At 62.9% G+C, this 21,139-nt stretch carries 16 protein-coding genes; 6 read left to right on the forward strand and 10 right to left on the reverse strand.

Going from position 1 to position 21,139, the window contains the following annotated elements; all coding sequences use genetic code 11:
- The first annotated feature begins 104 nt into the window (after positions 1-104).
- Both JSS27_17270 and JSS27_17275 read left to right on the forward strand, forming a co-directional pair.
- Positions 105-497 (forward strand): type II toxin-antitoxin system RelE/ParE family toxin, encoded by a 393-nt coding sequence (locus tag JSS27_17270; protein ID MBS0210696.1) that lies wholly within the window; start codon positions 105-107, stop codon positions 495-497.
- The gene (locus tag JSS27_17275; GenBank protein MBS0210697.1) at positions 494-820 is read left to right on the forward strand and encodes an XRE family transcriptional regulator; all 327 of its coding nucleotides are present in this window, start codon (positions 494-496) and stop codon (positions 818-820) included. The genes JSS27_17270 and JSS27_17275 overlap by 4 nt, the downstream gene beginning before the upstream one ends.
- Positions 821-854: 34 nt before the next feature.
- On the opposite strand, the gene JSS27_17280 is transcribed toward JSS27_17275, so the two are convergent.
- The 4 genes from JSS27_17280 to JSS27_17295 form a co-directional block, all read right to left on the reverse strand.
- A complete protein-coding gene (locus tag JSS27_17280; protein ID MBS0210698.1) occupies positions 855-2,771 on the reverse strand; it encodes an acyl-CoA/acyl-ACP dehydrogenase in 1,917 nt (638 codons plus the stop codon).
- Between the two features lie 213 nt (positions 2,772-2,984).
- The gene (locus tag JSS27_17285; protein ID MBS0210699.1) at positions 2,985-4,700 is read right to left on the reverse strand and encodes a long-chain fatty acid--CoA ligase; all 1,716 of its coding nucleotides are present in this window, start codon (positions 4,698-4,700) and stop codon (positions 2,985-2,987) included.
- A 30-nt stretch (positions 4,701-4,730) separates the two neighbouring features.
- Complete coding sequence (locus JSS27_17290; protein MBS0210700.1) at positions 4,731-5,891, reverse strand: acetyl-CoA C-acyltransferase; 1,161 nt, start codon at positions 5,889-5,891, stop codon at positions 4,731-4,733.
- Positions 5,892-6,001: 110 nt separating this feature from the next.
- The gene (locus JSS27_17295; protein ID MBS0210701.1) at positions 6,002-8,155 is read right to left on the reverse strand and encodes an enoyl-CoA hydratase/isomerase family protein; all 2,154 of its coding nucleotides are present in this window, start codon (positions 8,153-8,155) and stop codon (positions 6,002-6,004) included.
- Positions 8,156-8,317: 162 nt separating this feature from the next.
- On the opposite strand from JSS27_17295, the gene JSS27_17300 reads away from it, so the two are divergent.
- The 3 genes from JSS27_17300 to JSS27_17310 are packed head-to-tail and all read left to right on the forward strand — an operon-like array spanning position 8,318 to position 11,474.
- The gene (locus JSS27_17300) at positions 8,318-8,971 is read left to right on the forward strand and encodes a hypothetical protein (protein ID MBS0210702.1); all 654 of its coding nucleotides are present in this window, start codon (positions 8,318-8,320) and stop codon (positions 8,969-8,971) included.
- Positions 8,968-10,614, forward strand: a complete 1,647-nt coding sequence (locus JSS27_17305) for an ABC transporter ATP-binding protein (protein ID MBS0210703.1) — start codon at positions 8,968-8,970, stop codon at positions 10,612-10,614. Before JSS27_17300 ends, JSS27_17305 begins: the two co-directional genes overlap by 4 nt.
- Complete coding sequence (locus JSS27_17310) at positions 10,611-11,474, forward strand: hypothetical protein (GenBank protein MBS0210704.1); 864 nt, start codon at positions 10,611-10,613, stop codon at positions 11,472-11,474. Before JSS27_17305 ends, JSS27_17310 begins: the two co-directional genes overlap by 4 nt.
- 165 nt (positions 11,475-11,639) lie before the next feature.
- On the opposite strand, the gene JSS27_17315 is transcribed toward JSS27_17310, so the two are convergent.
- The 3 genes from JSS27_17315 to JSS27_17325 all read right to left on the reverse strand — a co-directional run bounded on the left by JSS27_17315 (position 11,640) and on the right by JSS27_17325 (position 14,296).
- Positions 11,640-13,250, reverse strand: a complete 1,611-nt coding sequence (locus tag JSS27_17315) for a sodium:solute symporter (GenBank protein MBS0210705.1) — start codon at positions 13,248-13,250, stop codon at positions 11,640-11,642.
- Positions 13,243-13,578, reverse strand: coding sequence for a DUF997 family protein (locus JSS27_17320; protein MBS0210706.1), 336 nt, complete (start codon positions 13,576-13,578; stop codon positions 13,243-13,245). Before JSS27_17320 ends, JSS27_17315 begins: the two co-directional genes overlap by 8 nt.
- A gap of 64 nt (positions 13,579-13,642) precedes the next feature.
- The gene (locus JSS27_17325; GenBank protein MBS0210707.1) at positions 13,643-14,296 is read right to left on the reverse strand and encodes a VTT domain-containing protein; all 654 of its coding nucleotides are present in this window, start codon (positions 14,294-14,296) and stop codon (positions 13,643-13,645) included.
- A gap of 262 nt (positions 14,297-14,558) precedes the next feature.
- On the opposite strand from JSS27_17325, the gene JSS27_17330 reads away from it, so the two are divergent.
- Positions 14,559-15,956, forward strand: coding sequence for a dicarboxylate/amino acid:cation symporter (locus JSS27_17330; GenBank protein ID MBS0210708.1), 1,398 nt, complete (start codon positions 14,559-14,561; stop codon positions 15,954-15,956).
- A 206-nt stretch (positions 15,957-16,162) separates the two neighbouring features.
- Here JSS27_17330 and JSS27_17335 read toward each other — a convergent pair whose 3' ends face one another.
- The 3 genes from JSS27_17335 to JSS27_17345 form a co-directional block, all read right to left on the reverse strand.
- Positions 16,163-18,631, reverse strand: coding sequence for an MMPL family transporter (locus JSS27_17335; protein MBS0210709.1), 2,469 nt, complete (start codon positions 18,629-18,631; stop codon positions 16,163-16,165).
- 514 nt (positions 18,632-19,145) lie between these two features.
- Complete coding sequence (locus tag JSS27_17340) at positions 19,146-19,793, reverse strand: hypothetical protein (protein MBS0210710.1); 648 nt, start codon at positions 19,791-19,793, stop codon at positions 19,146-19,148.
- A gap of 103 nt (positions 19,794-19,896) precedes the next feature.
- Positions 19,897-21,123, reverse strand: coding sequence for a hypothetical protein (locus tag JSS27_17345; GenBank protein MBS0210711.1), 1,227 nt, complete (start codon positions 21,121-21,123; stop codon positions 19,897-19,899).
- Positions 21,124-21,139: the final 16 nt, after the last annotated feature.

The following is a 21,139-nucleotide window of genomic DNA, read 5'->3' on the forward strand; positions in this document are numbered from 1 at the left end:
GTAAACAAAAGCCGGATGGGACGTTACTCTGCCACGTTGAGAAAAAAGCCGCTTACGGGCCGGCGAGGCAATTTGACACAATATCCCAAAAAAGGGATAATAAAATGATGGGAGATGAAGGCGAGCAACCTGACTTGAAGCCGTTGGAATGGGTGGCTTCATCCAAGGGCGATTTGATCGAGTTTCCGATTCCTGTCAGAAAGGAAATGGGCTTTGCGCTGTACCTGGCGCAACTGGGAGCGCGCTCGCCGAGCGCCAAGGCACTGCGCGGGTTCGGCGGCGCAGGCGTCGTCGAGATTGTCGTCACCCATGACGGCAATGCCTATCGCGGCGTGTATACGGTGCGGTTCGCCCAGGCGATCTATGTGTTGCACTGCTTCCAAAAGAAGTCTCATCGCGGCATCGCGACACCAAAGCCCCACATTGAGCTAATTGAGCAACGACTGAAAGTCGCCGAGGCGCATTACCAGCGTCACTACCAGAAACGCTCATCATGAAGAAAAAACAACTCGTTCAACCCAGCAGCGGCGATGTGTTTCAGGACTTGCGGCTGCCTGATGCTCAGGAGTATTTGGCCAAGTCGCAGCTTGCCGCGCGCATCTTCCAGGTCATCAAAGCCCGCGGATTGACGCAAACAGCGGCGTCCAAAGTCTTGGGAATCAATCAGCCCAAGGTTTCGGCGTTGCTCAATGGCCGGCTCGACGGTTTCTCAACAGACCGGCTGATCCGGTTCTTGAATGCCCTGGGATGCGACGTGCGAATTACAATTTCGACGCCTCACCCGCGTAAATCGGGGCACGTCGAAGTGCTCGCGGGCTAATCGAGGCACTGATCGCTGGCGTCGCGAAGACGCATCATTCCGTGTACGGCATCAGCACTTCCGGCGCGGCCACACCGGCCAGGCTGGCCAGCCCGCCGTTGGCAATGGCTTCGCCCAGCTTGTTGGCCGTGCGGAAGTAGCGGTCGCTCGGCCGCTGGCCGGTCAGGCGATGCGACAGATCCTGGCACAGCAGATCGGCCGCCTGATGCACGAGCGGGTCTTTTTGGCGACCGGCGTACAGCGTCGTACACAAAATGATCATCGCGTCCTGCACGCGTTGCGATAGCTCGGCCATCCGGCATTGGCGGTCGGCCAGCGCCAACTGGTACTTGCGCATCACGCCGCTGATTTCCAGGGCGGCACCCTGCAACCGCTGGCACGCGAACTTGGCATGTTCGGCCAGCTCGTTCGGCAACTGCGGAAGTTGCGGCGCGGTGTGCCCGCGCAGCTTCTGGCCGGCAAACCACTTGGCGTACTCCCACAGCGGTTCGCGCAGCACGGCCAGGTGCATGGGGTTGGCCATGTTCGGCTTTTTGATACCGGCGGCCGCCAGCGCTTTTCCGATCGGCTCGAAGAATTGCGTGCCGTGCTGTTTGACCAGCGACTTGAAGTAGGCCATGCCGAGCATTTCGCCTTCGCCTTCGTAGATGCACGGGGCGAGGAACTCGTGGACGTTGTCGCCGAACAGGTGGCCGTGCAGAAACGCCCGGCCGCCGTGCGTCTTCATCATCAGCTCGATAGCCGCGTCCTTTTGCGCCTCGCTGCCGAATATCTTGGCGATAATACATTCCATTTCGCCGCGGTAACCCTCGTCGATCAACCGCGAGCACCACGCCACCAGCGCGTCGGCTCCGACAATCAGTCCCGCCAGTCGCGCCATCCGGCGCCGCACCAATTCGCGTGTGGCAATCGGCTGGCCGTAGGTGCGGCGGAACTTGGCCCAGGGCAACATGCTGGCCAGCATGATCCGCATGCTGCCTGCCGCGGTGGCGCACAGCGCGATCCGCCCCAAGTTCAGCCCGTGGTAAGCAATGGTCAATCCGTCGCCGCGCGATGGCTTAAGCAGATTTCCCGCGGGCACGCGCAGATCGCGGAAGACGATCCCTTGATTGTAGGTATGCTTTAGCGCATAAAGCCCGTACTTCCGCAGTTGGAAGTGTTCGTTCTCTTGCTCCGGCAAATCGACGACCAAGACGGCGGGCTTGTTGTCGATCAGGCAGACGAGCCCGATGGTGCGCCCCGGCACGACGTTGGTGATGAACAGCTTTTCGCCGTTGACGACGTAATCGCCGCCGTCGAGAACGGCCCGGGTGCGCAGCGCCGTCAGATCGCTGCCGGCGTTCGGTTCGGTCAGCGCGAACGCGCTCAACCGCCGCCCGCTGGCCAAGTCGGGGAGCCAGCGCTGCTTCTGCTCGGGCGTGCCGAACGTCCGCACCGGGTCAACCGCGCCGATACAGCCATGCACGCTGGCCATGCCCGCCACGGTTGGTTCGACAGTGGCCATGCGCGTCAGGAACGGGGCAAAGGCGGCGAACGGCGCTCCGCTGCCACCGAATTCGCGATCGACCAGCAGGCCCCAATAGCCCGCCTGGCCCAGTTCGTTCAGCACCGACTCGGCGATCTTGTGATCGGCGTTGTACAGAGTGCCCGCTTGGCGATGCGCGCGGACCAGTTCGATCGAACGGTCCATGATCTGTTGCACGTCGGCCGGGACTTTGGTCTCGCTGCTGGTGAACAACTCGACCGGCACCTGCGATTCCCAGACGGCGCGATGGGCCGGGCTGGCCACGGTCTGGAACCGCGCCGCGAACAAGGCTTCGACCTGATCGTCGGCGCGATCGATCGCGCCGGTTCGCCGCGCTTCTTCCTCGCTCTTGCCGCCGAGCTTCAAGGCGGTTTCGGCGAACGACTGTCCTTCGCCGGTCGACGGCTGCTCGAGATCGTCCTTCATGGCGTGGCTCCCTGATGCCAGGTGTTGGCGTCCATCAACCCTTCTCCCCTCGGGAGAAGGTGGCCGAAGGCCGGATGAGGGCCCCCGTCGCCCCGTGGGTTCTCGTCGCAAACTTGCGCGACGCGTTTACCCTCCCCCCGCCCCTCCCTGCGAGGGAGGGGTGTTCGCATGCTCTGAATTATACCTCGCTTGTTAGTTCCAGGCGGCCGGTCATTAAGGACTGCAATGAACCCGTGTCCGCTGGTACATGGCCTCGATTTGTTCGGCAAAATGCTCGGCAATCACGCCGCGGCGCAGTTTGAGCGTCGGCGTCAGCTCGCCATTCTCGACCGTCAGCCCCCGGTCCAACAGGACGAAATCGCCAATCTGCTCGTAGCGCGAGACCCCTTTCAGTCGCTCGTCGATGTTCTGGCGGAACAACTGCCGCACTTCGGGATGGGCCAACGCCTCGGCCACCGACGTGACTTGCAACTCGCGTGCGAACACCCAGGGACGCAACTGATCGGGCTCGGGCACAATCAGCGCCGACAAGAAATTCCGCCGGTCGCCGATCACCACCACCTGGCGAATGAACGGATCGGCCGACAGCAAGCCTTCCAGGTAGGTCGGCGCGATGTTCTTGCCGCCTGAGGTGACGATCAGGTCCTTCTTGCGACCCGTGATCTTCAGGTAACCTTCGGCATCGATCTTGCCGAGGTCGCCGGTATGCAGCCAGCCGCCGCGCACGATTTCGGCCGTCGCCTCGGGCTTGCGCCAATAACCCTGCATGACGTGCGGCCCGCGGGTCAGAATCTCGCCATCGTCGGCGATCTTGACTTCGACGCCAGGAATCGGCGGCCCGACGGTCCCCAGCTTGTGAGCCAGGTGCGTACACGTCGAAATCACGGGCGACGTCTCGGTCAGGCCGTAGCCTTCGAGCAATCGCACGCCCTGCGCGCGGTAATACTCGCCCACGTGTAGCGGCAACGGCGCGCCGCCGGCGATGCCGGCCCGCAACCTTCCGCCGAACACTTCGGCGAGGGTGATGTTGTTCCCTTGTTCCTGTTGCGTGGTGACGTAGCGCTGTACCTTTTCAAAGAAGTACGGCACGCCGTTCATCAACGTGGGGTGGTATTCCTTGCACTGCGGCACGACCGTTTCGGGAGCGTCGGCCAGGACCATCTCGCACCCTTGGGCGATCCAGGTAAATGCGTCGCACGTGCGGGCAAAAATGTGACTCAGCGGCAGCCAGGAGAGCCGCCGGTCGCCGGCCTGCGGCCCGAACGCGTCGAGCGACGAAACCGCGTTGAACGCCAAATTGCCGTGCGACAGCATCACCCCCTTGGGCTCCCCCGTGGTGCCCGACGTGTAGAGAATCGTACACAAATCGCTCGGCTTGATGGCCGGCAAGTTGTCGGTCACTCGGGCGAGTTGCGCGGGCGATATATCCGCCGTGAACTCGGTCAGCGTTTCGACGGACATGGGCAGCGACAGGCTAACGCACGAATCGAACGAGACCCAACGAACGCGGCCACGCAACGCATCGACGCTGCCCGCCAGTTTCTCGGCTTGTTCCAGGCCGGACAGGAACACCAATTGCGCCCCGGCGTCGGCGATTTGCCAGGCGATCTGCGGACCCGACAACGCGGCATGGATGGGTACATGAACCGCGCGGGCGAGTTGCGTCCCCAGGTCGGCGACGATCCATTCGTACCGATTGGGGGAAATCACCACCACGCGATCGCCGGCCGAGACGCCATCGCGAACAAGTCCAGCGGCGAAGCGGCGAACATCGTCACCCAGCTCTCCCCAGGTGTGCGGACGCAATGCGTCACCGCGCCGGGCGATGATTGCCGTCTCGCCGGCCTTTTCCGCCACGCGACGAAAGAAGATCGACGTGATCGGCTCATCGCCGGGCCTGCTTGCGATCGCTGTTTCAGCAGTTGGCATACTTATTGGCCCCGAGTTGCGGCGCGCAGATTAGTTGACACGTTCAAAAATCGTCGCCACACCCTGGCCCAGGCCGATGCACATCGTGGCCAGCGCGATCTCGGCGTTCCGGTCAACCATGGCATTGACCAGCGTGGCGGCGATGCGGGCGCCGCTGGCCCCCAGGGGGTGGCCAATCGCGATCGCCCCGCCACGCACGTTCAGCTTCTCTTGATCGATGTCGAGCGTTCGGCAGCAGGCGATCGTCTGGGCCGCGAAGGCTTCGTTGATTTCGATCAGGTCGATGTCCTTCAAGCTCATGCCGGCGCGTTTCAGAACCTTCTGCACGGCAGGTACCGGCCCGGTCCCCATCACGGCCGGGTCGACGCCGACGATGGCCGTGGCCAGAATACGCACCAGTGGTTTCAAACCCAGCTCGCGTGCCCGCGCCTCGGACATGATCAGCACCACGGCCGCGCCATCGTTCAGCGGCGAGCTATTCCCTGCGGTGACTGTGCCAACGACGGGCATAAAGGCCGGCTTCAGCGCGGCCAGCGCTTCGGCCGACGCATCGAAGCGGATGCACTGGTCGACGTCCACCAGGAATCGCTCGCCAGCTTCGTTGTGACCCCAGATCGGGATCATCTCGCGGCGGAACTCGCCCGCCTGGTGCGCGGCTGCGGCCCGTTGATGACTGCGCAGGGCGAAGGCGTCTTGCTCTTCGCGCGAGATGCCCTGGCTTTGCGCCAGGAACTCGGCCGTCACCCCCATCAGCAGCGCGCCTTTGCTGGTCCGCGCGAAGAGCTTGGGGTTCAGGTCAATGTCTTTGTCCATCGGAATGTGAAGCATGTGCTCCAGCCCGCCGACGATTTGCACATCCTCGGCCCCGGCCACGACGGCGTGCGACGCCTGGTTAATCGCCTGCAAGCTGGACCCACACAGTCGATTTACCGTGGCCCCGCCGGTGGCCATTGGCAGCCCGGCCATCAGGCCCACGTGCCGCGCCACGCAGAAGCCTTGCTCCCCTTGCTGCTGGGTGTTCCCCAGGATCAAGTCCTCGATCACCTCGGGATCGATTTTGGTTCGCTCGACAATCGCCTTGACGACGGCAACCGCCAAGTCGTCGGATCGGACGTTGCGGAACCAACCTTTTTCAGCGTGCGCGCGCCCGACCGGCGTACGGACGGCATCGACAATTACGGCGTGGGACATGGTGAGGTCCGTTGTCAGTGGTCAGTTGCAAAGGAAACAAACGGTACGTCGGTGATGGGTTCACAACAAAAGCCCAGGAGTATCATGCCCTGGGTTGCAGCAGTGAAAATCTATCCTGGCCCTTCTTCGTAGAACCGGCGGCCGGACTTGGCTAACTCAAGCAGCATGGGCGTCGGCTGGTACCGCGCGCCGAGCGATTCGTACGGCTTCAGCATTTCGACCACCTTGGCCGCCCCCAGCGTATCGGCCCAGAACAGCAGCCCCCCTTTGAACGGCGGGAAGCCAATGCCGAAGATCAGCCCCAGATCAACGTCGCGTGGATCGCGAACGATCTTTTCGGCCAGAATCCGCGTCGCTTCAAGCACCATCGGCAGGAACAACCGCTCGGTGATCTGCTTGTCCTTCATCGTCGCGCCCGGCTTGATGTGCGGGGCCAGCAACGCCGCGACCTCGGGATCGTCGATCGCCCGCGGCTTTTTGCCGTCGTACTTGAACAAGCCACGCCCGGTCTTCTGCCCCAGTCGGCCTGCCTTGACGAGCGCCGTGAGAATCGGCGACTCGCGCACACGGTCGGGAAACGCCTGGTGCATCACGTGGCCGGCGTGCAGTGCTGTGTCGAGCCCAACCACGTCGTAAAGCACGAGCGGTCCCATGGGCATGCCGAACCGCTTGGCCGCGTCGTCAACCGCCTTGAGCGAGACCCCTTCGGCCACCAGTTCGAGCGCTTCGTTCATGTACGGCAGCAACAGCCGATTGACCAGAAAGCCGGGCCCGTCGTTCATCACGATCGGCGACTTGCCGACCGCTTTGGCATAGGCGACGGCCGTAGCCACGGTCTGGTCGCTGGTCTTTGGCCCGCGAATAATCTCGACCAGCGGCATCTGTCGAACCGGGTTGAAGAAGTGAATCCCCACGAATCGGTCGGGATGTTTCAACCCTTCGGCCAGTTGGCCGATCGAGATGGCCGACGTGTTGCTGGCCAGGATCGTGTTCGGGCCCAGGTGTGGTTCAAGCCGCGCGTAGAGTTCCTGCTTGGCGGCGGGCTGCTCGATGATCGCTTCGATCACCAGATCGGCCTGCGCCAGTTCTTCATCGGCGGTCGTCGCGCGCAGCAGCGGCGCGAGCTTCAGCGCCTTTTCGACGTCGGGCCCCTTGGTGGCCTTGTTATACGACGCTTCTTCCAGGGCCTTGCGCGCGCCGTTGGCCAGCGAATCGGGGCGCGAATCAGTCAGGGCCACGGTGATGTCGCGCTTGATGCTGGCGGCCGTGATGCCCGAGCCCATGATGCCTGCGCCAATCACCGCCATGCTCTTCACCGCCGCCGGTTTGATGTCCTTGGCGGCGATGCCAGGGTCTTTCTTGTTCCGGTCGGTCAGGAAAAAGACGTTGATCAACGAGCGGTTGATCGGCGTGCCGAACAGTTCGGCGAACGATTCCGACTCTTGGCGTCCCGCCTCGTCCTGCTCGACGCTCGATGCGGCCAGCAGCAGTTCCAGCGCCGCCACCGGCGCCGGGTATTGCCCCTTGGTCTGCTGTTGAATGAACGCGGCGGCCGTCGCCCCCAGGAAGGTCAGCTCGGTCTCGGACATTTCGATCGGCTGGGCCCAACGCTTGCGGTCGGCGAGATAGGCCTTCGACTTCTGCTCTTCCCGGACCAGTTGCCGCGCGGCTGCTTCGAGGTGTTCCGGCGCGACGCAATCGGTGGCGACTCCCATCAAAGCCAGCGCGCGACCGTCGATCGACTCGCCGCTGGTGATTAGTTCGGCGGCGTTGCCCAGGCCCGCCACTCGTGGGAAGCGAACCGTGCCGCCCCAGCCCGGGAACATGCCGAGCTTCACCTCGGGAAAGCCGAACTGGGCCTTGGGATTGTTCGTGACCAGCCGGCGATCGCACCAGATGGCCAGCTCGGCCCCGCCACCGACGCACATGCCGTCGATAGCGGCCACGGTGACGAACGGCATCTTGGACAAGCGCATGAAGAGCTCGCGTCCTTGCGCGGCGATGGCGATCACAGTTTCGCGGGTCGGCGACTTCTGCGCCACGAACTCGCGCAGGTCCGCGCCGGCGACAAAGATGCCCGGCTTGGCCGAGGCGATGACCAGGCCGGTGACGTTACCCCGCGCCACTAGTTGATCGAGGCAAGCGTTCAGCTCCTCGAGCACCACGCGCGAGAGGATATTCGCGCTTTTGTGCGGGTCGTCGAGCACCAGCCAGGCCAGATCGGGTTCGGGGAACGATAGTTTCAAATACTTGAAATCAGACATTGCCGTGACATCTCCATGTAGCCCTGGCAGTCGTAATCGTCGACAAGTAAGCTGGCCGCTACGGGCCGCGAAAGGTTGTTCGATACCGTTTCGCGGCCGGGCCAGCGCCGTTGGTTATATCAGACCCGAGCGGCAGTTTCAGCCACTAGTTGTGACGGGCCAATGAGCCACGAAATCAGCGAACCGAATGCCCGTCCTGTTACCTCGGCGGACGTAGCGAGCCGGCCGGGCTCTGGCGCCGACGTCGAACGCTTGACCGCGGTGGCGCTGGTGGCGGCGATCCATTTCGTGGTCTCGTACGTGTCGCTGCTGATCAATACCATTCTATTCGCGTTGCTGGGGCCGTATTCGATTTTCTTCTCGGGCGTCTTCGATCAGGGGGTGCAGGCACTGCTCCTGGCCGTGGTGCTGGTCCTATTTCCTCGCGTGGGAACTGCGTCGCTGCAGATGGCCACGGTGTTTCTGTTGAACGGCGTTTTCAGCGCCTCGCTGAATATTTCGTCATTGGTCTTGATTTCCGGCAGCATCGCGCTACACGAAGCGATCCTTTGGCTGGCGGGGGTAACGCGGCTGCCGGCGCTTCGCGAAGCGCGGCCCGCCCCGAGCGGTTCGATTATCGTCCGCGTGGCCGTCAGCATCGGTTTGTGCAAAGCCATCACGGTCCTGGTGCAGTACCTGATTTCGATGACGCTTTATCGGTTGCAGTTTTCCCCGTCGTTCATTGCCGCGGTGACGCTGGCGACGCTGGTCTATGCGGCCGTGGGAGGGGCGGCTGGCGTGCCGCTGGGCTACCATTTGCGAAGGGCCTCGCCGTGAGTGCGCCCCCAGGGCCGATCATCGCCGCGCGCGGGCTGAGCTATACGTTTGCCGGCCGCACGGAACCGACGCTGCGCGATGTATCATTGTCCATTGCTCCCGGCGAGTTCGTCGTCTTGGCGGGGCGAACCGGTTCGGGCAAAAGCACGCTGCTCAGGGCGCTGTCCGGTTGGCTCGCTCAGCATGGTCGTGGGCAGCTCGCCGGCGAAGTGCGCATCGCTAGCCATGATGCGCGCGGTTTGTCTCGTCGAGAGTTGGCCAGTTGCATTGGCCTGACGCAGCAAAGCCTGGACGATCAGTTCTGCACGACGAGCATCGACGACGAAATCGCCTTCGGTCTGGCGAATCTGCAATGGTCGAGTGAGCAGATTGCCGAGCGCCAGGAGCAAGCCGTCGCACGATTCGGTTTGGGTGAGGTGCGGCGCACGCCGATCCATCTGCTTTCCGGTGGCGAAAAGCAGCGGCTGCTGCTGGCCTGTTGGTGGGCGATGCGACTGCGGGCGTTGTTGCTCGACGAGCCGCTAGCCCAGCTCGATCCGCAGGCCGCCCACGAGTTGCTCGACGAACTGGCGCGCTTGCATCGGGAAGGCATGACGATCGTCGTGGCCGAACACCGGCTCGAGGAGTTGTTGCCGCGGGCCGGACGCTTGCTGGTGATTGACGAGGGGGCCGTCGTCGCCGACGTGGCGGCGCAAGATGCCGAAGCGGTAGCCGACGCGCTACAGCAGGGTCGCCTGGCGCTCCCGGACACGTTGCGGCTCTCGCTGGCCGCCGGGGGTTGCGCGACCGGCGAGGTGCCGCCGATACAAGCGGTCAGTGCGATGCCGAGTGGTGACGCCGAGTTATGTCGCGTGTCTCAACTAGGTGTGCAGTTTCCCGACGCGGTTGCGCCAATCTGGCGCGACGTTTCTTTTTCGATACGAGCAGGTGAGCGTGTGGCGATCATCGGGCCGAACGGCTCGGGCAAGAGCACGCTGCTGGCGACGTTGGCCGGCTTGATGCGACCAAAGTCCGGGGCGATTGCTTGGTCCGTTGGCAATGCGAGTCAGCCGCCGGTTGGGCTGCTGCCCCAGAATCCTGATCTGGCTTTGTTAACGTCGAGCGTGCGCGACGAGCTGGCGTTCAGTCCGCGTCAGGCGGGGCTCACCGAGGGCGAAGTAGCAACGCGGATCGACGTGGCAGCCCAGCGGTTCGAGTTGAATCATTTGCTTGACGAGTTGCCACAGTCGCTCAGCCAAGGAGAGCGGTTGCGCGTCGCGCTGGCGAGCCTGGCGGCCATGCAGCCAGCGGTGTTGCTGCTCGATGAGCCGACCACGGGGCAAGATCAACGCCACGTGGCGGCGTTGATGGAAACTCTGGTCCGCGCGGTGGCCGAGCGGTCCTGGCTGCAAGCGTTGGCTTTCGCCACGCACGACCTGCACGCGGTGTTGGCCCACGCCACCCGGGTGTTGGTGCTGGCCAACGGGCAGTTGCAGGCCGATTGCTCGCCAGAACGACTACTCGACGATCACGAACTGCGCGAGACGGCCCGATTGCGTCTGCCGCCGCTGTTTGAGTTGCGCGATCGATTGGGGCTGAAAGGCCGCTCGCTCGCTGACATGATGGCCGAACTTGCCGCGCGGCGAGCAGGGGAGGGGGCATGAGCCGTTCCGACCCAGCTACGATGCATGGCCCGGTCTGGCTCGTGGGCGTCGATCCGCGCGTGAAGCTGGTTTGGCTGCTGGCCCTGTCGACGCTGAGCGTCTCGGTCGATTCGATGGTCGCGCTAATAGCTTTGGCTGTCGTTGAATCGTTGCCGCTAGCCGGCGTGCGGCTGTCGTGGCGTGGCTGGGGTGCGGTGCTGCTGCTCTTGCTGGGTGGCGCGTGGGCGGCCGTGTCGAGCCAGGCGGTTTTCTATCGATTCGAGCCGCGCACGCCGCTGTTCAGTGTGATGGGCGTGACCATCTGGCGTGAGGGTGCCTTCTACGGAGCGGTACAGTCGCTGCGCTTCCTCGGTACGACGGCGTTGGGGTTGGCGATCGCCCTCTCGACGCCCGCGGCACGGCTGATGGCTGGCATGAGCTGGTTTCGCGTGCCAACCAGTGTTTCGTTCATGACGATCACCGCCTTGCGATTCTTGCCGGTACTGGCCGAACAGTGGCGACAAACGCGGCAAGCTCTCTGGCTGCGCGGCTATCGGCCGGGGCGAGAACTAGCCCGGTTGCGATTAGGGGCGGCGCTTCGTGTGGAGATCGGAGTATTGTTACCGCTATTGGCGAGCTTGCTGCGCCGGTCAACGACCTTGGCCACGGCGGTTACTGCCCGCGGGTTCGATCCCGCTGGGCGACGCACCGAGTATCCGGTGTTGCGAGCGACGGCCGTTGAATGCGTGGCGACAGGATTGTTGCTACTCGTCACCGTGACTGTCGTTGGATTCAAACTCTTCTTGTGGCAAGCGGCCCTCTGGGAATGGCAGCCAGAGTTGCTGGAACCTTGGCGCGAATATTCGGCCCGGTGGCTGTAACGCTCATGCGTATTCACCCTCGCCCCTTGCGGGAGAGGGTCGCTCGCGTAGCGAGCGGGGTGAGGGGTAGGTCTCAAGCTGGCGCGACTTGAATTGATGAGTTGACCCTCATCCGGCCTTCGGCCACCTTCTCCCCGGGGGAGAAGGGTTATCGCTGAGTCGTTGCTAACGTGGCGACGGCGTTGACGGCGCGGGCGCGTCGGATTCGTCGAACAGGCGGCGGAGTAGTTCCTCGCGTGGGGGCCGCGTCAGCAGGCTGACGCCAATGCCCAAGACGCACGAAGCCGCCATGCCGAAGATCGTCGGATCGAGTCCCCACGGGCGAAGTGGTTTGAACGCGCCGGTCTGAGCGACGCCAAAGGCGTACAAACTCCATACCGATAACGAGCCGACAATCATCGAGGCCAGCGTCCCAGCCGCCGTCGCCCGCCGCCAGTAACATGCCATCATGGCCGGCATCAGCAGCGAACACGCGCTGCAAGTGGTGCCAAAGACGATCAGGTTCTGCAGGTAATCCGGCGGCTTGAGCACGGCAATCACGGCGGCCAGGCCGATGCACCCCATGACAACGTGCGTGATCAGCTTGACCCGAGCATCGGGCGCGTGGGGATGAATGAAGTGAAGATAAACGTCGCGGACAATTCCCGAAGCCATCACCAGCAAGAACGAACTGACCGTGGCCATGACCGCGCCAAACGGCGCCGCCAGGATCAAGCCAGCCAGAAACGAGCCCCCCGGCAGCTCGTGCGTGGTCAGCAGCGCCAGACGCGGAATGATCTGGTCGGACTGCGCGGCCGGCAAGTTCGGGATCAGCGCGCGGGCGGCCACGCAGATGCAAATGAGCGGGATGTAAATGAACAAGTTGTACGTACCCAGGCAGAAGATCGATCGCCGCAGCACCGCGGTGTTGCGCGTGGCCATTACGCGGACCATGCTGGCCGGCGACGCCATGCCGCCGAAGATCCAGATGAAGAACATCGACATGGCCAACGAGGGAGAGAGGAATTCGCCCCCCTTCTCGACATAGCCTGGTCCAAAGACGTAGGCCGACGACGTTTGTTTAATGGCCTCGCGCGAACCCACTTCCAGTCCGCCAGCCATTGGGATCACTAGCAACAGCAGGATCGCGACGCCGACCAACATCAACACACTCTGGAACAGGTCGGTCCAGACGCTGGCCAGAAAGCCGCCGGCCATGGTGTAGCCAACGACCGTCACGGCAAAGACAATCAACCCCAGGTAATAGCTCCAATTGAGCGCGGCATGGCCGTCCTCGGCAATGGCCAACGCGCCGGTGCCAGGGATCGACAACTGCATCAGAATCGCGCCAGCCTTGAACTGGGCCACTAGCATGAACGACATGTAGAACATGATCAGGAACGACATCACCAGTCCGACGCTGGCGCTTTCAAACCGGCCGCGAAACATGTCGGGCAGTGTGATCGCCGCCGTCTGACGTGACAGTTGCCCCAGTCGCTTGCCCAGCACCGAAAACGCGGTCAGCGGCACGAGCATGTAGGGACCGATCCACAGGGCGACGATCCAGCCGTGGCTGTAGATCAACGAGGGGACGCCCATGAACGTGCCGCCGCTTTGCACCGTGGCGGTCAGGGCCATGGCCCAGGTGCCGAGACCTCGATTGCCCAGGAAGAAGCCTTTGACGAACGAGCCGCGCTCGACCACGCGCTGGGCCAACAGTCCCAGCCAGCCCGAGATGCCGATCACCAGCGCCAGCGCCACCAGCACGCCGAGCCCGGCCGAGGGGGTGTCACTCATCGTTCCCTCGCGTTTCCGCGGCCGCAGCCAGTTCCCGGTCGACCAGCGCCTCGGGCACGTCATCGGCCAGCGGCGCGTCCTTGATGATCACGAACGCGAACAGGGCCGAGATCAAGTAGCAGACGCCCCAAGGGACGACGATGCCGTAAAAGACCCAGTCGGGAAAGCCGAGCACGTAGGTCAGATCGTCGATCGACCGGTCGTACCCATAGCGCGTGCAATAGACGACGGTGTATACGAGCGCGGCCCCCCAGACGACGAGCGACCAGAACGCTTCGCGTCGCGCGGTGCGCAGCAGGACATTGCCGGTGGAGGGAGTGACTGGCATGAACGGAGGGCGGCAGACGAAGCGGTTGAGTTGGAAGCGGCGGGACGTTTCAGTCGCTGGCCAATTATTCCGTCGCGCTGGCCGTTTTGCGAGCGTTTTCCCGCCAATGTTTGAAAGCGCCCCAGACGACCGGCAGGACGCTGACGATCACAATGGTGATTACGGCCGCCTCGAAGTTGTTCTTGATCAGCGGAATCTGGCCCAAAAAGTAGCCCGCGACCGACATCGAAAAGACCCAGCCGACTGCTCCCACGATGTTGTAAAGTGCGAATTGCAAGTAGCCCATCCGACCGACACCGGCCACGAACGGCGTAAATGTCCGGACCAAGGGCACAAAGCGGGCCAGCACGATCGCCTTGCCTCCGTGCCGTTCATAAAACTCCTTGGCGGCCATCAGGTGGTGATGCTTGACGAAGCGGAGCCGGCCTTTCTCGAACACCTGTTCGCTCATTTGTAGGCCGATGAAGTAGTTCAGCGCGTCGCCCGTAATGGCAGCGATCATCAGCACGACGTTGAGCGTGACGATGTCGAAGATCTCTTGCGAAGCCAGGAACCCGGCGGCAAACAGCAGCGAGTCGCCCGGTAGGAAGAAGCCAATCAGCAGTCCGGTCTCGCTGAAGATGATGGCGAACAGGATGCCATAGCACCACAGGACGCCGACGCTGGTGACCAGCTCGCGAAGGTTGTCCGGCTTGCGCAGGTCCATCAGCCATTTCATGCTGTCCCAGATCGAATGCAAGAATTCCATCACCGCGCTCCGAGATCAGCCTCCGTGGCAAAAGGCCGCGCGCCGCGGCCAACTGGCGGCCCAAAATATAACCCGTAGCCGGGAAAAGCCGTAGGCCAAACCGGCGTAAGCCGCTCGTTTCCAGCGCGCAAACTGGTTCAATTCAAGGTCGCCAGCGCGTACGATGTCGGCTCCTCTGCCCGCCAGTCGGCGACCATTGATCGATTCCGCACCAACACGGGGCCAGCCACAGATGTCGCAAACGCCTGCACCTGAAGCGAATGAGGGCGGCGCGGACCCACGCCACGGCCGGCCGTTGCACCAAAAGATATTGATCGGGCTACTGGTCGGCGCCACGCTCGGACTGTTGTGCAACTGGCTGGGTCGCGTCTCGCTCGAGGCGCCCTCGGCGCCGGACGTGAATCGCAACGGCCTGTGGGACACGATCGACTTCTGGGCCGTGGAGGTGGCCGATCCCATCGGCAAGATTTTCCTTCGGCTAGTGATGATGGTGGTGATCCCGCTGATCTTCTCGGCCTTGTCGTTGGGGATGCTCGAGTTGGGAGACGTGCGCCGCCTGGGTCGCGTGGGGCTGCGCACGCTGATCTGGACGGCGGTCCTGTCGGCCAGCGCCGTGGCCATTGGGCTCACGATCGTCAACGTGTTTCAGCCCGGCCGCAGCTTGACCGAAGAGCAACAGACGACGCTCCGCGCGCAATACAGCGGCGCCGCGCAAAAGGCAATCAATCAGGCCGAAGCCGCCAAGCCGGTCAAGAAACTGCTGCTCGACATCATTCCCGAAAACCCGTTGCAGGAAATGGTCGGCGCGCTGGATGGCAGCAGCCCGGGCAATGGGATGCTGGCCGTGATGTTCTGCGCGTTGACCGTGGGGCTGGCGCTGACGGTGGCGGGCCCGCGGGTCGAGACGTTGGTCAAGTTCCTCGAAGGAATGTTCGACGTCTCGATGACGATCATCGGCTTTGCCATGCGGATCGCGCCGGTTGGCGTGGCGTGCCTGATCTTCTCGGTGACGGCTCAGATCGGCTTTGACATTTTGAAGACGCTGGCATGGTTCGTCGTCACGGTGCTGATTGGGATGACGATCCAGGTCGTAGTCGTCTACTCATTGGCCGTGTGGGTCGGCGGCCGCCGACCGCCGTTGCAGTTCTTTCGCGACATCGCCGAGGCGATGTTGACCGCGTTTGGCACATCGAGTTCGAACGCGACGCTGCCCACGTCGCTGCGCGTGGCCCGCGACAAGCTGCACTTGCCGCACGATATTTCCCAGTTTGTCCTGACGATCGGCTCGACCGCGAATCAGAACGGCACCGCCCTGTACGAAGGGGTGGTGGTGCTGTTTCTGGCCCAGGTGTTCGGCATTCACCTCGATCTGCAACAGCAACTGACCGTGGTGCTGATGTCGGTCCTGGCCGGCGTGGGGACCGCGGGCGTGCCGGGGGGCTCGATCCCGATGATCGTGATCGTGCTCAAGAGCGTGGGCATGTCGGGCGACGAGATCGGCATCATCCTGGGCATCGACCGCGTGCTCGACATGTGCCGAACCGTGCTCAACGTCTCGGGCGATTTGGTTCTGGCGACGTGCGTGTCGCGCGGCGAGCGTGAGGCGCCAGCCCCCGTGGTGCCAGCGTAGAGCAATTTCCAGAACCGCATCGGGAGGGTAGCCCAGGTGCTTGCACCTGGGTGGCCGCAGGCCACAAGAAACCTCGAGCGCCGTCTCGCACGGGTGGCGACTTTCCATTTGGGTTGCGCGAGCCCAGCGAGTTTCTTGTTGCTGCGCAACACCGATGGTCGAGCCATCGGTGCCATCCCTGACGCTAGAGCGTGGTGAGACCCGCCTTAGCTGCCGCGGCGGGCGCTATGCAGGCCGGCTTCGTGGTGCAGCGAGCCGAGGATTGCCCCGTGACTCTGATGGACCGTTTCGTGGTCACGGCGCGGCTGCGAGGCGCGGCGATTGGCGATGAACTTGCGGCCGAACAACGAGCCAATCGGCCCGACTAGCACCGCCGGCAGCACCACCAGGTTGCCAACCATTGCCGCGGTCAGCAGCGTGACCATCATGTAGCCGAAGCGTTGCGTCGGCGTGAACGGGCTGAGGACGAACACCGACATGCCCAGGCCGATCACCCCCCAACTCTGATACATCGCCCGGGCACAGCCCTGGTAGGCGACCATAATCGATTGCTTGCGGCTCAGGCCGTCTTTCAGGCCGCCGCGGTACATGAGCATGAAGTGAACGACGTCGTCCACGGTCACGCCCAACGCCACGGCCGGCGCCATCACGGTGCCCGTGTCGACCAGAATGCCCGCCCAACCCATCACGCCAAAGACAATGAACATGGGGAAGATGCTGGGGAGCGTTAAGACCAGGCCGGCCGTCCATTCGCGGACGCAGATCGTCATCACGATCGTGACGGTGATCAGGTCCATCACGAAGCCCCACAGCAGGTTGTCGAACAACGACCGCTGGGCTTTGTAGACGACGGGAACCAGGCCGGTGTAAACGACTTCCATGCCGGCTTGCTGTTGAACGTCTGGTTCGCCGACGACCATCTCGACTTCGCGTTTCATCTCGTCGATGAACTCGTGATAGTCGACGTTCTTGAGCGCGCCGACGCGGGCGCTGATCCGCCACAGTTCGGAGTCCTCGCCATCGTCGGTCAAGAATCCGGCGTTGACGAATTCCTCGCGGTGTTCGGACATTCGCTTGTTGATCTGGTCGCGGGCCAGTTTGTATTTGTCCTTGATGGCAATGCGCGTGAACGCTCCGCCCAACCCGCTCGAGGACTTGTAATCTTCCTTCTTGGGCAAGTCGCGGCTAAAGGTCAGGGCCGAGAGGGCGCTGCCGACTTGTGGCATTTTCGTGACCCGGTCCTCGATCTTTTCAATCAGTTCCAGTCGTTCGAGGAAGGTCAGCGGGCAGACCTGCGGATCGCGCGACAGCTTGACGACGATCTCCATCGGCACCAGTTCGCCCAGGTGATCCTCGAGCCAGGCGTAGTCGGCCTTGATTCGCGCGCCGTCCGGGAACATCCGCATCAGCTCGACGCTGGTGCGCATCTTGGTCATGCCCCAGCCGCCCAAAAACAGCACCAACAAGCCGCACGCGGTGACCAGTTTGTTATGCTCGACGATCCAATCGGCAAACCGCCACAGCGGGCCTTGGCCGATTTCGCCCGGCGACTTGGCGGCAGCTTCGGCCCGCTCGCGATCGGCGTCGGTGACCCGCATGGGGAACAGTTGAAACGCCGCGGGCAAGAACAGGCAGAGCACCAGCGCGCTCGAGCCCACACCCACGGCCGAGAACAAGCCGAACAATTGAATTGGCACCAACTCGTTGTAGCAAAGCGTCAACAGCCCGATCACGGTCGTGCCCGTGGCCAAGCCCAGCGGCAGCGCCGCGTGCTGGATGGCGCGGCCTGGCGCTCCTTCGATTCCTTCTTCGACGCACGTGTCACGGTAGTAGTTCGACAGGTGGATGGCGCCCGAGATAGCCGCCACATAGACCAGCGAGACCATCGTCAGCATCACGGTGTTCATCGTGACGCCAAAGAAGTACCAGCCGACCCACCAAACGATCGACATGCTCAGCGTGGTGCTGTAGATGCCCGAGGCAAAGACCATGAACACCAGCCGCTTGCTGCGGAGGCAGTACCAGGAAATCACCAGGCCGATCAACATGGCCGAGCCGAACAGCCGGACCATGCTGGCGCGGCCGGCGTCGTCGAGCGCGGCGTTGTCGACGGGCGGCCCGCCCATGTGCAGCTTCTCGGCCGGAATCGCGCATTCAGCGGTGGCGCAGTCGCGGACGACTCGCACCGCCTCCGAGGCCTTGTCGCAGCCCATTTTCGATAGGGTCAAGACGACGCAGGTCTGGTTATGATCTGGTCCGATCAGCGAACCCTTCAAGCGCTCGAGCGCTTGGACATGGCTCAAATTCAACGGCGGATTGGTCAGCCGTTCGAGCAATTGGGGCCCGGTCATGGCCGAGTCGAAGTAGGCGTAGCGCCCCGTCGACTTCAAGGCCGGATCGTCGGTGGTCAGCTTTTCGACCAGCAACTGCATCCGGTTCTTGGGATCGTCCAGGGTACAGCCGTCCCAACTGGCCAGAATGAACTGCTCGCCGGAAAAGTTCTTGAGGAACCAGCGGAAGTTCTGCGTCTCGGTATAGGTGTCCGGCAGCCATTGCTGGACGTCGTTCTTGTTGCTGCGAAAGGCTCGGAACGCTCCGACCAGCGAGAAGCCGAGCAGCGCCGCCGCCACAATCAAGACTTTTAGACTGTGACGACCAAAGAACGATGACTTCATTGTGCGTTCTACCGTCAGGACGCTGGGCATTGGTCGGCCGACCGGTCGCTATTCCGGTGGGTGCGGTTCCTCCGCGAACCCTGGCCTGTTTGACACTCGCCACCAGCGAGGCCAACCGTTGCTAAAGCCAACGGCGGCAACGAAGTGACACTTCTTATTTTTCGGCTTTCGAGCTCACATAAAACGTGCAAAACCGGCAACCACTTGGGCGCGACCGCTGGCATCCAACGGTGGCCGAAACCAGCCAAATGTGCTGGCAGATCGGCCGCGGTTGCCAAAACTCGGGAGAAACGAATGTTTCCAGCCGGCTAGCATAAGTAGATCAGTTTACCGGGCCGCCGACGATTAGTCGATAACGAAGTATCGGAGCTAGCATTTCGCCCTGTCAGAAGGCGTGATCTGCGTCAACTATTACGTCTGCTTATATTCGTATCACGCTGAGGTCGGTGTCGTACGAGTAGTCGCATCTCTGCTAGCGGCAAGAAGTTTTGCGCCTAGCCAGGGTTGCCGGGCGCTAGGAAGCCAGCTCCAACGTCCCCCATAGGCTCGGATCTTCCTGATAAGGAAATTCCGAGCCGCAACTGAACGATTGGGTGCCGATTTCGCGGTCGACGATCGCATAGGTAAAGCCCAAGCGCGGATGCTCGGCCGGATCGAAGCCGGTCAGGGCCGACGCCGGAACAAAGGCCGACAGAATGTAGCCGCCGACGCGCTTCTCGCGGTGCGCTTGCAGCACTCCTGGCTTGATCGGCTTGGGGTTCTCCTTGGCCCGGTTGATGAGCCATTGCTCGGCCACGGGATCGTCGAGCGCCCGCCCCGAGCCGGCCGGCATGAAGATAAATGCATGACAGAATCGCGACGCGCGGTGGATGTTCTTGGTGTCACGGGTGTCGACCCAAACACGCAGGCTGTCGCTTTCGTCCGGCCGCGCGTCACGACACCAAGGAGGCTGCTTTTTCCCCTCGACGCGGACCCAAAAGGCTAGCCCCTCGTCGCTCCAGCCGACTCGCACTTCGCCCCAAGGACGATCCAGGTCCAAGTCACCCAGTGGCGGCAGCGCGTGCTCGGGGCCGAGCGGCGCGCCGTTGGCCGTCCACAGCGGTTCGCACTTGCGGCACGGCACGGCGTAGCGGAACAAAAATCGGGGAGCGATCAGTGACATAGTTGGTTGAATCTTTGGCTATCGCATTGTCTTCTTTAGCCCCCGGTCAATGACCGGGGGCGTTCGAGCATCAATCTTCTTTCACGTCCGAAATAAAAACTCCTCAAGCCCCAGCCGAAGCCGGCCGCGCCCCGCGCCGCCCAGGCGCTTTGCCCACCGCCGCGGCATGCTCGGACAAAAACTCGGACAGTTCGGCAGTCAACTCCGCCGTTTCGCGGAACTTCAACTTCACCACGTCACGATCCGCCCGGTCGGTGGCCAACTCGGGTTCGTGCCCCAGGTTGGTCACGCGGCCCAGGGCGAATTGCTGTTTCGGCCCGACCAATTGCAAGTCGACCGACGCGGGGCGCTTGGTGTACACCGTGGCCCAAGGTTCCGTCGCGCCCGGCAGAAACAGGTGGACCAACTGTTGATTGTTCCACAGAAACTGCCCCTCGGGCGCCGCCTCGGACAAGTGTTCGATCAGCTCTTCGAGCAGTTCTGTGTTCCAGGTCACGCGCTTGCCCAGCGGGAAACCCTTGCGCGACAGATGCCACTTCTGACCGAGTTTCTTCCAGGGCATCATTTCTTCGGGGTTCTGCTGCACGCGCTCGGTGAACTTTTCGAAGCTGGCGATCGCCTCGTCGATGAACTGCCAGAAAGCCGGCTTGTCGACTTCCTCCCACGAATGCACCGTCAGTTGCACCTCTTGCCACGGGCCGCGCAGATTCTTGCACTTCACCCGCGACTCACTTCCATAGACCGGCAAGTCGGGCAAGTCGTTCAGCGGCTTGAGGTCCAGCGTTTCGATCAGCTTGTCCCGGTTGAAGCTCCGTTTGGCGACGCGGAACTTGAGCTTCAGCAACCACTCCTCGCCGGTGATGGCGTGGAAGAACCAACCGTCCGCCTTGACGGGGCCGCAAACCTCGACCACGGTGCGGGCGTTCCAGTTGGTGGCGCTGAAGGCCCCCGACGCTTCGATTCGATCAACGACCTTGGCCAGAATTTTGCCGTCCCAGCGACACGGCTTGCCATTGCGCGCCAGGCGTTCCTTGGTGTGCCAGTTGCGGCCGTCGGATTCCCAAGGCATCTTCGCCTGCTTGCCCACCTCGGCCAGGTCCAGATCATCGGCGCGCCGGGTCTGCTCGGCGACAAAGTCGTAAGGCTTGCGTTCGATGTGCGGCCCGGCGGCCAGCACCGATTCAAGCATCTCGCCCGTGTACGAGCGCAACAGTTCGGTCGATGACTTCTTGCGTGCCGCGGACTGATGCTTGGTAGCGTGTTCGACGATTTGTTCAGGCGTGCCCGTGGCCACCACGCGCCCGCCCCCTTCGCCCGCCTCAGGGCCCATGTCGATGATCCAGTCG

The organism is Planctomycetota bacterium, assembly GCA_018242585.1.
In the GTDB taxonomy this organism is placed as follows: domain Bacteria; phylum Planctomycetota; class Planctomycetia; order Pirellulales; family PNKZ01; genus JAFEBQ01.

What these genes read in the sequence shown, in the direction of transcription:
- JSS27_17270 (MBS0210696.1), top strand. Translation starts at nt 105, where the DNA reads ATGATGGGAGATGAAGGCGAGCAACCTGACTTGAAGCCGTTGGAATGG.
- JSS27_17275 (MBS0210697.1), top strand. Translation starts at nt 494, where the DNA reads ATGAAGAAAAAACAACTCGTTCAACCCAGCAGCGGCGATGTGTTTCAG.
- JSS27_17280 (MBS0210698.1), bottom strand. Translation starts at nt 2,771, where the DNA reads ATGAAGGACGATCTCGAGCAGCCGTCGACCGGCGAAGGACAGTCGTTC.
- JSS27_17285 (MBS0210699.1), bottom strand. Translation starts at nt 4,700, where the DNA reads ATGCCAACTGCTGAAACAGCGATCGCAAGCAGGCCCGGCGATGAGCCG.
- JSS27_17290 (MBS0210700.1), bottom strand. Translation starts at nt 5,891, where the DNA reads ATGTCCCACGCCGTAATTGTCGATGCCGTCCGTACGCCGGTCGGGCGC.
- JSS27_17295 (MBS0210701.1), bottom strand. Translation starts at nt 8,155, where the DNA reads ATGTCTGATTTCAAGTATTTGAAACTATCGTTCCCCGAACCCGATCTG.
- JSS27_17300 (MBS0210702.1), top strand. Translation starts at nt 8,318, where the DNA reads ATGAGCCACGAAATCAGCGAACCGAATGCCCGTCCTGTTACCTCGGCG.
- JSS27_17310 (MBS0210704.1), top strand. Translation starts at nt 10,611, where the DNA reads ATGAGCCGTTCCGACCCAGCTACGATGCATGGCCCGGTCTGGCTCGTG.
- JSS27_17315 (MBS0210705.1), bottom strand. Translation starts at nt 13,250, where the DNA reads ATGAGTGACACCCCCTCGGCCGGGCTCGGCGTGCTGGTGGCGCTGGCG.
- JSS27_17320 (MBS0210706.1), bottom strand. Translation starts at nt 13,578, where the DNA reads ATGCCAGTCACTCCCTCCACCGGCAATGTCCTGCTGCGCACCGCGCGA.
- JSS27_17325 (MBS0210707.1), bottom strand. Translation starts at nt 14,296, where the DNA reads ATGAAATGGCTGATGGACCTGCGCAAGCCGGACAACCTTCGCGAGCTG.
- JSS27_17330 (MBS0210708.1), top strand. Translation starts at nt 14,559, where the DNA reads ATGTCGCAAACGCCTGCACCTGAAGCGAATGAGGGCGGCGCGGACCCA.
- JSS27_17335 (MBS0210709.1), bottom strand. Translation starts at nt 18,631, where the DNA reads ATGAAGTCATCGTTCTTTGGTCGTCACAGTCTAAAAGTCTTGATTGTG.
- JSS27_17340 (MBS0210710.1), bottom strand. Translation starts at nt 19,793, where the DNA reads ATGTCACTGATCGCTCCCCGATTTTTGTTCCGCTACGCCGTGCCGTGC.
- JSS27_17345 (MBS0210711.1), bottom strand. Translation starts at nt 21,123, where the DNA reads ATGGGCCCTGAGGCGGGCGAAGGGGGCGGGCGCGTGGTGGCCACGGGC.